Here is an 11486-nt window from a genome sequence, read left to right on the forward strand (position 1 = left end):
CAGTCACTCCGCCGGCCGCGCCGGTTGGTCGTGATTGACTGTGTTCCACGTCGGGCTCGGCGAGCCGCTCTTCAGCGTGGCCGCGGCGGCGGCCGGCGGGTCGAAGAGCTGGCACTCCGGCGGGCGGCTGGCGACGGGCGTGGCGGCCACCGATCGCATGCGGCCGCCTCTACCGCGGCGGCCAGCCGAGCCCCTACCGAACAGGCGCGCTTGTTTCCCTCGCGGTTATTCGCACGCGGAGGGCCGCGTAAGCGGCATCCGACGCAGCATGAATTCGGCCGCGACCGAGCCGTCGGTCGGCGAAGGCGAGGAGTGATTCGCGCCGTTTGTTCTTCGGGACATGTCCATGAGGACATGGTCTAAAAACCGAAGCGATCCGGACTCAACGGACGCTGAAGCGGGTCGACTCGAGGCGGACGGGCAGGCGCGGGTCGGCGGGGCGGGCCAGGACCTCGTGGTCGCCGGGTTCGGCGGCGATCTTCAGCTTGTAGGGCCAGTCGCTGCGGCCGACCTCGCGGCCGTCGACGAGGAAGGCGAGCGGGCCGACGTCGACGCCGCTGCCGTCGAGCTCGACGCGGACCTCGATGGTCTGGGCGTCGCGGCGCTGGTCGAGCGCGAACACGGTGCCGGGGGCCGGGGCGACGACGCGGAGCAGGGGGACCGCGGCGGGGCGATCGTCGCAGTCGGGGACGCGGGCGCGCGGGAGCCACCGGTGGCCGTGCAGGTCGGGGGTGTCACCGGCGGTCGTCTTGAAGGCCAGCCACTCGTCGTACTCGGGCGGGAACACCACGGCGGTGGCGGGACCCCGGGCGTCGCAGCGCAGGCCGGCGGGGGCGCTGCGATCGGGGCGCACGTGGACGTGGTAGGCGCAGGTGTCCTTCGGGACATGTTCTTTGGAGAACTTGCGGTGGACGCGTTCGTCGCAGGCGGGGCCGACCGGAGCTCCTGACAGCGGGCAGACCTCGACGTCGACGAGCAGCTCGGGCTCCCACAGCGGGCGGCGCTGGGGCACGTCGGCCATGGCGCGGCGCATGACGTCGGCGAACAGCGGGCCGGCACCGGAGGCGCCGGTGAGGCGCGCGGTCGGGGAGCCGTCGGCGTTGCCGAGCCACACTGCGATGGTGCGCTCGCGGGTGTAGCCGACGGTCCAGGTGTCGCGATAACCGGAGGAGGTGCCGGTCTTGACCGCGACGGGGTAGGCGAGCGCGAACGGGCCGCGGCCGTGGAGGCCGCGCACGCGCGCGAGCGGGTCGGCGAGCGCCTCGGTGACGAGGGCGGCGACCTCGGGGGTGAAGACCTGCGCGGGCGCGGCGGATGGATCGGTGGTGGTGAAGCGGAGGGCGATCGACTCGCCGCCGCGGGCGAGGGCGACGTAGGCAGCGGCGAGCTCGCGCAGCTCGACCTCGCCGCTGCCGAGGGCGAGGGCGAGGCCGTAGTGGTCGGCGTCGCGGTCGAGGCTGCGCAGGCCGAGGTCGCGCAGGGTGCGGAGGACCGCGGCGGGGCCGAGCTCGGCGGCGAGGCGCACCGCCGGGATGTTGAGTGAGCCGGCGAGGGCCTCGCGCAGGGGGATCGGTCCCTCGAAGCCGCGGTCGAAGTTCTCGGGGGTGTAGCTGCCTCCGCCGGCCTCTTGAAAGGTGGTGGGGACGTCGGCGGTGAGCTCGGGGCCGTGGTGACCGGCGGCGAAGGCGAGGCCGTAGACGAACGGCTTGAGGGTGGAGCCGGGCTGCCGCCGGGCGCGGACCATGTCGACCTGGCCGCTGATCTCGTCGCTGTGAAAGTCGGCGCTGCCGACGTAGGCGAGGACGTCGCCGGTGTCGTTGTCGACGACGAGGACGGCGGCGTCGCTGGCCCCGCGATCGGCGATGGCGGCGAGGTGGACGCGCACCGCGCCCTCGATGTCGCGCTGGAGGTCGAGGTCGAGGGTGGTGGTGGTGGCTGTCCCCGGGGACAGGCGCCCCTCGAGCCGGAGGGCGTCGACGAGGTGCGGGGCGAAGAAGGGTCGCGTCAGCGGGCGCAGCTCGATCGGCTCGGCGACCGCGCGCGCGTGCTCGAGATCGGTGAGCTCGCCAGCGTCGCGCAGGGCGCCGAGGAGGGCCTGCTGGCGCAGGAGGACGCGCTCGGGGTGGGCGTACGGATCGAGGTAGCTGGGGGCGCGCGGGAGGACGGCGAGGAAGGCGGCCTGGGCCCAGCTGAGGTCGCGCGGGGCGACGCCGAAGTAGTTGCGCGCGGCGGTCTCGGGGCCGGTGAGGCCGTGGCCGTACGGCAGGCGGTTGAGGTAGGCGAGGAGGATCTCGTCCTTGCCGATCATCTCCTCGAGGTTCTGCGCGCGGGCGACCTCGAAGAGCTTGTCCATGAGGCCGCGCGCGCGCGCCTGGCCGCGGGCGTCGAGCATCTTGACGAGCTGCTGGGTGATGGTGCTGGCGCCGCTGACGAGGCGACCGTGACGCACGCTCTGCAGGAGGGCGCGGGCGATGGCCTGGGGGTCGAGGCCGTCGTGATCGAAGAAGGTCTTGTCCTCGCTGACGAGGGTGGCGGCGAGCAGACGCGGGCCGATGTCGTCGAGGTCGCGCGGCTGACCGCGCAGGCCGAGGTCGCTGGTGAGCTCGCGCAGGAGCCGGCCGCGGCGGTCGAGGACGCGGTGACCCTCGTGCCAGGTGTCGCTCATGGCGGCCGTGGGCTCGCCGGCGCGGGCGCGGATCATCGACCAAGTGCCGCAGGTGAGGGCGCCGATCGCAAGTGTCCCGAGAGACAGGCCGAGGAGCCAGCGGCGGAGGCGAGGTCGCATCGCAGACAGAACGCGGGAGAGGGGGCGCGACATTCTCGCGCGGAGGCGAGAGTGAGTGAGGCGCGAGAAGGTGACGGATGAGAATCAGAGAGAGGCGCGCGAAGGGTCGCGCGCCTCTCGTGGGTCCTGTCAGGGCTTGATCTCGACCTTGCCGGCGGTGCTGTAGCCGTGGCTGCCGCCGACGTACATGAACTCGGCGGAGGCGGGCGGGAGGACGAAGGTGCCGGGGGTCGAGGCGCGGACGAGGTAGGTGGCGACGACGCGGTCGCCCCAGACGCGGTCGAAGTAGACGTAGACGCGGTCGTCGCGGAGCTCGACGTAGCTGGCGTCGCTGCCGCCCCAGCGCAGCTGGTCGTAGAAGGGGTGCTTGTCGGTCAGCTCGGGGGCGCGGGCGACGGTCCAGAGGTCGGGCTGGATCGCCTCGAAGCCGGCGGGCAGGCGATCGGTGACTGCGAGGTAGTTCATCTGGTTGCCGTCGAGCTCGCCGACGGGCAGGTCGGCGAGCAGGGCGACGCGCAGGACCTGGCCCGGCTTGACGGTGGTGAGGTCGATCGGGCCGCCGCTCGCGTCGGTGATGGCGCGGTAGATGTCGGGGCCGCCCTTGGCGCTGGTGGCGACGAGGCCACGAGCGTCGTCGAGCGGCCGCTTCCACGCGCCCTCGACCATGAAGGCGATGGCGGCGGTGCTGTCGCTGGCGAGCTTGAGGGTGGCCTTCTTGCCCTTCAGGTCGGCGACGGAGATCCGGAACTCGAGGGCGCCGGCGCCGAGCTCGGCGGCAGGCGTGAGGGCGACGCCGTCGACGCTGGCGGTGACGCCGGCGCCGGTGGCCGGCTGGTTCTTGAGCTGCTCGGCGATCGCCATCAGCGAGTAGGCGGTGGCCTGGGTGGTGTACCCCTCGGTGGCGTCGGCGAGCTTCTGGGTGAGCTTGGCCTTGAGCACCGAGTTCGGGCGCAGGCGGCCGAGGGCGATGACGGTCTGCGCCATGGTTCGGGTCGGCGAGCCGAAGTAGTAGAAGTCGCGGTAGCCGGCGGTCTTGGCGAGAGTGCCGTCGGCCTCGTAGCTGGCCTCGACCTCGTCGACGAGCTGCTTGACGCGGTCTTCCTGGCCCTTGAGGCTGTTCAGGGCGATGGCGAGGCTGGCGAGGCCGAACACGCCCATGTGCTGCTTGCGGTCGAACAGCGGGTCGGCGGCGCTCTCGGGCAGGGCGCCGAGCTCGCTCAGGGTGTGGGCGATCGCGGCCTGGACCTCGGCCTCGGTGCCGTCGGACAGGAGCATCTGCTCGAGGTACTCGGTGACGCCCTCGAGCAGGCCGTCGGGCAAGCCGAGGCCGGCGTCCTTGGCGGCGACGAGGGCACGCACTGCGTAGGCGGTGCCATAGACGTTGGGGACGCTGTCGCCGGGCCAGTAGCCGAGGCCGCCGGAGGAGGTGCGCATGCTGGCGAGGCGCTTGAGGCCGACCTGGATCCGCTTGTCGAGCTCCTCGCGCGTCATGCCGCCGACGCCGATGCGCGGCAGGATGTCGCGCGCGGCCAGCAGCGGGAGGGTGCTCGAGGTGGTCTGCTCGACGCAGCCGTGCGGATAGTCGAGGAGGTACTGCAGGCGCGCGCCGAGCTCGGGCCACAGGTGCTGGCCGGCGAGGACCTTGATGTAGTCCTTGTCGCCGCGGCCGACGAGGATGCCGGCGGGGATCTCGAGGGCGATGTCCTGCGCGCCGACGAAGGCGCCGTCGAGGTGCGGCCGCTCGGCGAGGCCGGGGACGTCGACGGGGATCGTCGACTCGACGGCGTCGCGCACCGCGTTGCTGCCGTCGCGGACGTTGAAGTTGAGCTTGAGCTCGCCCGCGGTCGCGGCGGTGAGCGGGAAGCCGACGCGCTGGTGGCCCTGCGGTGGGACGGTGACTGCCTGGGTGGCGTCGTTCATCGCCACGGTGGCGGCGAGCGGGCTGTCGGTGTTGTTGTGGACCATCGCCGCGGCCTCGAAGCTGTCGCCGGTGGCGGCGAAGCGCGGGACGACGGGGATCATCATGACCGGCCGACGCACCGTGAAGTCGTTCTCGACCGCGGCGCCCTTGCCCTGCCTGTCGATGACGACGGCCATCATGCGGAAGCGGGTCAAGTTGTCGGGCAAGGTGAACTTGACGGTGGCCTTGCCGCTGGCGTCGGTGCGCAGGTCGGGCTTCCAGAAGGCGGTCTGGACGAAGTTCTTGCGGGTGTTGGTGACGGAGGCGCTGGCGTCGCCGTCGCCGGCGGTCTGGCTGTGCTTGAGCAGGGCGGCGAGGAGGTCGCGCGAGTCGCTGACCTCGAAGGCGAGCGGCTGACCGGGGCGCAGGGCGGCGGCAGGGTCCTCGGCGTGGAAGTTGGTCATGCGCAGGACGCCCTCGTCGACGACTGCGAGCGCGACCTCGGCCCCGGCGACGGGCTTGCCGCCGTCGTTCACGTCGATGGTGATCGCGACCTCTTCGCGCGGCTCGTAGGTGGCCTTGTCGCTGCTGACTGCGGCCTTGAGGCGGACGTCGTCGAGGGTGACGGGGATCCGCAGGACGCCGATCTTCCAGTCGGTGCGCTCCTCGCCGCTGCCGATCGGGAGCAAGGTGACGGTGGCGTGGACGTAGGGGGCGTGGCTGGCGTTGATCGGGACTTCGAACAACGTCGCGGCCTCGTCGAGGCGCCGCACCTCCTGCTTGAGCAGGCCGCCCTGCTCGAGGGTGAAGATGGCGGTGGCGGCGGGGAATGGGCTGCGCACGAGCAGCTTGGCGGTCTCGCCGGGGGCGTAGCGGGCCTTGTCGGGGGTGAGCTCGATGGTGCGGCCCTTGCTCGGGACGACGGGCTGAGCGCCGCCGTGACCCCATGCCCACAGATCGGTGAGGCCGCCGCGGCGACCGTCGACCTCGGCGCGCACTTCGTAGGAGCCGGAGTTCGGCGGGACGAGGTCGCAGCTGGCGGGGACGCTGGTGCTGGTGGCGGTGCAGTGGCCGACCTCCTTGACGGTGCGCTGCCACTGGTAGTCGTAGCCGCCGCCCTTCATCGGCTTCTTGCTGTACGTCCAGTCGACCTCGAACAGCCGCGCGGTGACGGGCAGGCCGCTGACCGACTTGCCCTCGCGGTCGACGACGCCGAGCTGGACCTTGACCGGCGCGCCGACGTCGCTCCACGGCCGCTCGATCTTCAGGCCGGCGTAGCGCTCGGCGGGGTGGACGACGACGGTGCCGCGCCCGGCGATGTGGCGGTACGAGGTGTCGGCGACGTCGGCCTCGAGGGTGAAGTTCTGCGGGCCGACGGTGCCCGAGAGGTCGAGCTTCTGCGTGACCTTGAGGGTGCCGTCGGGGCCGAGGACGCCGCTGCCGGCGCGCGACCACGCGTCGTCGCCGTCGTCCTCCTCCCACCACTCGTCCTCCTGCTCGCTGAAGACGAGGCCAGCGTCGACGAGGGTGCCCGAGGGCAGGGCCGCGGGCTCGCGCGTGACGGTCCATTCGACCTGGGCCTTGTCCATGGCGGCGCCGAACAGGTACTTGCCGACGACGGTGGCCGCGAGCACGCCCTTGGCCTCGCGCGCGTCGACGTCGACGGTGAAGCGCGGCGGCTCGAACTCGGCGACCTGGACGACGGCCTCGTCGAGCCGCGTGTCGGTGCCCGCCTCGCTGACGACGATGAGGTGGCGGCCGAGTCGGGCCTCGGCGGGGACGTTGTAGTCGGCGGCGACGCTGCCCATGTCGTCGGTGATCAGCGGGTAGCTGGCGAGCTCCTCTTCGGTGGGGCCGATGACCTTGACGACGACGGGCTTGCCGGCCAGCGGGGTGATGGCGTCGCCGGCCCGCTGGCGCACGCTGGCCTTGACGTGGACGACCGCGCCGGGGCGGTAGATGCCGCGGTCGGTGATCACCATGCCGCGGCGGTCGCCGAGCTGCGGCGCGGACTCGGCGGAGAAGTGGGGGAACAGCCGATTCTCGCGCGAGGGGTTCTTGAGCTGGACGGTCAGCGCGGTGGCGCCGTCAATGGCGCGCACCGCGGTGCTGCCGGCGCGGTCGAGGCCGACCGGGAGGACCGCGAAGCCGTTGGCGTCGGTGGTCGGGCCGGCGACCTTGTCGCCGTTGAGTGAGAAGCTGGCCCCGGAGACAGGTTGACCGGTGGCCAGGCGCGCGACGTGGACGAGGGTGACCTCGGGCAGGACGTGGGTGTGGACGGCGAGGGCCTGGTCGTCGCCGGGGGTGACGAGGGCGAGCGGCTGCCGCGAGGCGCTCATCCACGACGGGTACTGCACCGGGTGGGCGCCGTCGACGGGAGCGATGAGGTTGACGCCGAGGACGTAGTTCTTGCCGGGCTTGAGCTTGGCGAGCAGGTCGACCTGGGTGCTGACGAACTGGTCGGGGCTGGCGGCGGGCTCGAAGGGGATCGTGACGGTGGGCGCGCCCTCGGGCGCGGTGCGGCGATCGATCTGCTCGCGCGCGTGGTTCAGCGCGGCGGCGTCGTCGGCGACCTCCCAGGCCTGGATCTCGCCGCGAGCGACGTTGCGCGAGGTGACCGTGAAGGCGCGGCTGGCGGCGCCGTCGAGGATCAGGACGCCCTCGGGCATCGACACGCTGGCGGCCAGCGGGGTGGTCTCGAGGGTGATCGCGGTCGGCGGGACGGTGTTGCCGTAGATGTCCTTGAGGCCAGGTAGGGCGACTCGGTAGGTCTTCGACGGGAGGAAGTTGCCGGACACGACGATCCGGCCGTTGCTCTCCCAGGTGTCGTTGGCCCACACGCTGAGGTTCTCGACCGCAGGGGTGACGCGGATCTGGCCCTTCAGGGTGTCCTGGGTGACGTCGAGCCGGTTGGTGAACTCGAGCGCGACCTCGCGGCCGTCGGTGTGCAGCACCGGGTTCTGCCAGGTGCACACGCTGCGGTCCCAGGCGTAGCCGCAGCTGGCCTTGACGAGCTCGAGCGGGCCGGCGATCTCGTAGTGCTTTTCGAAGGCCTCGCCGCGCGCGTCTTGAACCTTGAAGACGATGGCCGCCTCCTCGCGCATGGGCGCGGCGGGCCTCACCTCGAGGACCTGGCGCGGGTTGACGGTGTAGCCCTCGAAGCGGCTCCCCTTGAGGTGCGCGGCGACGAAGGGGATCTTCTCGTCGTTGTCGTAGGCGAGTTCGACGAGGTCGCCGACCTTCTTGAGGTTGACGGGCTGGTCGAAGACGACGAAGAAGCTGGCGCCCGCCGGCACGCGGCCGCCCCACTGCGGGTAGACGTTGACGACGCCGTACTCGCCGGGCTTCGGCAGGTAGGTGATCGTCTTGCCGGCGACGTCGATGCGCGGCTCGGCCGTGAAGCCGGCCTTCCACGGCTCCATGGCGCCGCCGTCCTCGGTGGTGACGCCCTGGACGGCGAGCGTGTAGGTGGCTTCGGGGTCGAACGGCTTGTCGGCGCGGAACTCGAGCGAGCGATTGTTCGTCCACACGGTCTTGCCGGCGACCGGCGGGTCGAGGGTGAGGGTGCCGGCCGCGGCGGCGATCGGCTTGTCCTTGACGATCTTGCCCGGCAGCTTGACGGCCCGGTTGAAGCGCAGGCGCACGACCTGGCCCTCGACCTCGAACTTGCCGTCCTCGAGGGTGGGCCAGTTGACGGAGAGCTGCTGGTCGCTGCCGACATCCTCGCCGGCGATGTCGAGCTCGGGCCGCGGCTTGCGGTCGGTCGGCGGCGGCGGGAACACCAGCGCGGCGCCGGTCTTGTCGGCGGGGATCGTTCGCACCAGCGAGTCGCCGGCCGGCTGCTCGTCGCTCGCGCCGGTCTCGACCGCGGGCTTGGAAACAGGCTGACAGGCGGCGAGGGCGAGCAGCGCCGGCGAGAGGGTGAGCAGACTGAGACGAGGACCGCGTGGGTGCTGCATGGGGGAAGAACGCGGCGGGGGCCGCGGCGACAATGGTGCATGCGAGGCGGGGCCGTCCGAAAGGTCGGGCGGGCGCAGATGCACGCTGTTCGGCCGGCAAAACGCGCCACCGCAGCGACAAAATCCCGCGCGCTCGGCGCAGAAGCGCCCGCGCGCAGGGCGAGGCGTCCGCGCGAGAGGGCGAAATCAGGCCGGACAGGCGGACACCGGGCCGAGGAGCGCGGCCGCCCCGGAGCGCGAGAGGGGCTGTCCTTGCGGTCATGTCGGCGCAAGGGCTGTCTTTTCGGACAGGCGTGCGGGGTGCGGAGGAATGGAGATCGACTGTCTCTTCGGACAGGCTCGGAGAAGCGGAGGGATACACGCGGCTGTCCTCGCGGACATGTCCGCTGCGACTTGTCGTCGGCGGGGCGTCGTGACGCGAGGATGTCCTTCAGGACAGCCTCGTTCGCGATGACTCAATCGTCGTCGATGATCGGGACGCGGGCCGGGACGTCCATCGTCAGCGGCTTGCCGAGGTCGACGTTGGCCGAGTGGCGGGTGACGATCACGGCCGGCTTCACGTCGCTCTGCTCGCTGCCGGCCGACTTCTGCGGGCGGCGGCCGACCAGGAAGTACGTACAGAGGGCGCCCTTGCCCTTGACGTGGATGATGCCGCGGCGCTGGAAGGCGTACTTGTGGCGCAGGCGCTTGTAGGTGGCCTCGGTGACCTGCACGGCGTTGGCGATGCCGTGCGACTCCATGCGGCTGGCGATGTTGACGGTGTCGCCCCACAGGTCGTAGGCGAACTTCTTGGTGCCGATGATGCCCGCGGTGACCGGGCCGCAGTTGAGGCCTATACGGATCCGCACCCCGCGGTTGCGCTTGGCGTTGAAGCGCTCGATCACCGCGAGCATGTCGAGCGCCATCTCGGCCATCGCCTCGGCGTGGTCGGGCCGAGGCATCGGCAGGCCGCTGGCGGCCATGTACTCGTCGCCGATGGTCTTGATCTTCTCGAGGCCGTGCTTCTCGGCCAGCTGGTCGAACATCGAGAAGATGCGGTTGAGCATCGCCACCAGCTCGGCCGGCGGGAGCTGCTCGCTCATGCGGGTGAAGCCGACGAGGTCGGCGAACAGCACCGTGACGTCGGGGAAGACGTCGGCGATGGTCCGCTGGCCCTCCTTGAGGCGCTCGGCGATCGGCCGCGGGAGAATGTTGAGGAGCAGCTGCTCGCTGCGCTCCTGCTCGCTGCGGAGCTTGCGGACGTAGGCGCGCTCGCGGTCGCGGAGCCGCTTCTTCTCGAGGCAGGCGCCGATGCGGGCGCGCAGGATGACCGGGTCGAACGGCTTGGCCAGGTAGTCTTCGGCGCCGAGCTCGATCGACTTGACGACGGTGTCGATCTCGTCGAGCGCGGAGATCATGATGACCGGCAGGCCGCGGAACTTGTCGTCGGCGTGCAGCTGCTCGAGCACCTGGTAGCCGTCCATCTCCGGCATCATGACGTCGAGCAGGACGAGGTCGAAGTCCTGGCTGCGCAGCATGTGCAGGGCCCGCTTGCCGTTGTCGGCGAGCTGCACGGCGTGGCCCTCGCGCTCGAGCCGGCGCGCGAGCATGCTGCGGTTCGACTCGTTGTCGTCGACGACGAGGATCCGGCCGGTGTCGGTCGAGCGCGCGATGCGGGTCGGACGCGAGAGGGCCGGCGAGATGGTGGCCTGGCTCGGCTCGGGCACCCGCCCCGAGGTCGCCAGGAGCCTGGCGACCGCGCCGCCGCTGACGATCTCGTCGAGCCGCTGCACCGCGTCGGCGATCAGCTCGATGTCGGCGCTGACCTCGTCGCGGTCGTTCTGCTTGAAGACCTGGACCAGCCGCTCGACGTGCGTCCGCAGGTGCGCCAGCGGGAACAGCAGGTCGCGGTTGAGCCGCTCCTGGCTCGGCCGCTGCGCCTTGGGGTCGAGCAGCTCGTCGATGACCGCGAGCAGCTGCCGGCCGTCGCTGAGGAGCTGACGGACGTGAGCGCCGACGAACTCGTCGCTCTTCTCCTCGGCGTCCTCGAGCAGCATCTCGCTGTAGCCGAAGATCTGGTTGAACGGCGTGCGCAGGTCGTGCCGCAGCTGCGCGGACGAGGAGCGCTTGGTCGACGACGTCAGCACCCGCGGTGCGTCGGGCTCGGGCCGCGCGCTGGCCTTCGGCATCGGCTGCGAGACGCCGCGCGGGATCGGCGCGACGATCGAGTTCTCGCCGCTGTTGAGCAGGAAGCCCGGGATCTGCGAGGCGGTCTGCTCGTCGTCGACGTCGATCGTGACGTCCGACGGCGGGTCGTCGGTGGCGATGCCGGTGAAGTCGAGCTCCGAGTCGTCCGCAGCGGCCTCGACTGCTTGGCTCGGATCGGGCTCCTCGAGGATGCTGCCCTTGAACGGATCGTCGTCGTCGTCGGGGATCCCGATCCGCGGATCCGTGCCGGCCGAGGAAGGCTCGCCCGCGAGGTCTTTGGAGCCCTTGATGCCGCGGCTATTTGGATCCTTTTCTCGCATTCAGGCAGGCAGTCGCGGACGCGGAGAGGGAGAGTCTAGTGAAGCCGCGCGGGCTGGAAAAAGCTGGAGGCTTCGATCGTAGCGCGAACACCGTGAGTGCGATCACCCCTCAAAACCAGGTCGCGCGAGCACCACTCTCGCTGCCTCGGGGGCGAAGGACAACCCTCGGTGTCGGTCAAAACACCCATGGACCGTGCGGGAACGCTCCCCCCGGGTCGCGCCTGCGCCCGGTGGACCTCTGCGCCCCATTTGCCCGATCGCCGGTGCGCCGCGACCGCCAGGCCGTTCCCCACCACGCTCACAGTGTACGACTGTCCGCGAGCCGACGTCCTCCG

General features: G+C 71.4%; 3 protein-coding genes and 2 pseudogenes. All 5 read right to left on the minus strand.

The window, feature by feature from the left end; genetic code table 11:
• Nucleotides 1-3 precede the first annotated feature (3 nt).
• Nucleotides 4-159 (minus strand): hypothetical protein, encoded by a 156-nt coding sequence (locus OV090_RS23915; protein WP_267706597.1) that lies wholly within the window; start codon nt 157-159, stop codon nt 4-6.
• Between the two features lie 223 nt (nt 160-382).
• Nucleotides 383-2785, minus strand: a complete 2403-nt coding sequence (pbpC, locus tag OV090_RS23920) for a penicillin-binding protein 1C (RefSeq protein ID WP_267706598.1) — start codon at nt 2783-2785, stop codon at nt 383-385.
• 129 nt (nt 2786-2914) lie between these two features.
• Nucleotides 2915-8644 (minus strand): MG2 domain-containing protein, encoded by a 5730-nt coding sequence (locus tag OV090_RS23925; protein WP_267706600.1) that lies wholly within the window; start codon nt 8642-8644, stop codon nt 2915-2917.
• A 593-nt stretch (nt 8645-9237) separates the two neighbouring features.
• A pseudogene (locus OV090_RS50850) lies at nt 9238-10296 on the minus strand (adenylate/guanylate cyclase domain-containing protein); the annotation flags it as partial.
• A 285-nt stretch (nt 10297-10581) separates the two neighbouring features.
• Nucleotides 10582-11151, minus strand: a pseudogene (locus OV090_RS50855) (histidine kinase dimerization/phospho-acceptor domain-containing protein); the annotation flags it as partial.
• Between the last annotated feature and the right edge of the window lie 335 nt (nt 11152-11486).

Origin of the sequence: Nannocystis sp. RBIL2 (genome assembly GCF_026626745.1) — a bacterium.
Taxonomy (GTDB): Bacteria; Myxococcota_A; Polyangia; order Nannocystales; family Nannocystaceae; genus Nannocystis.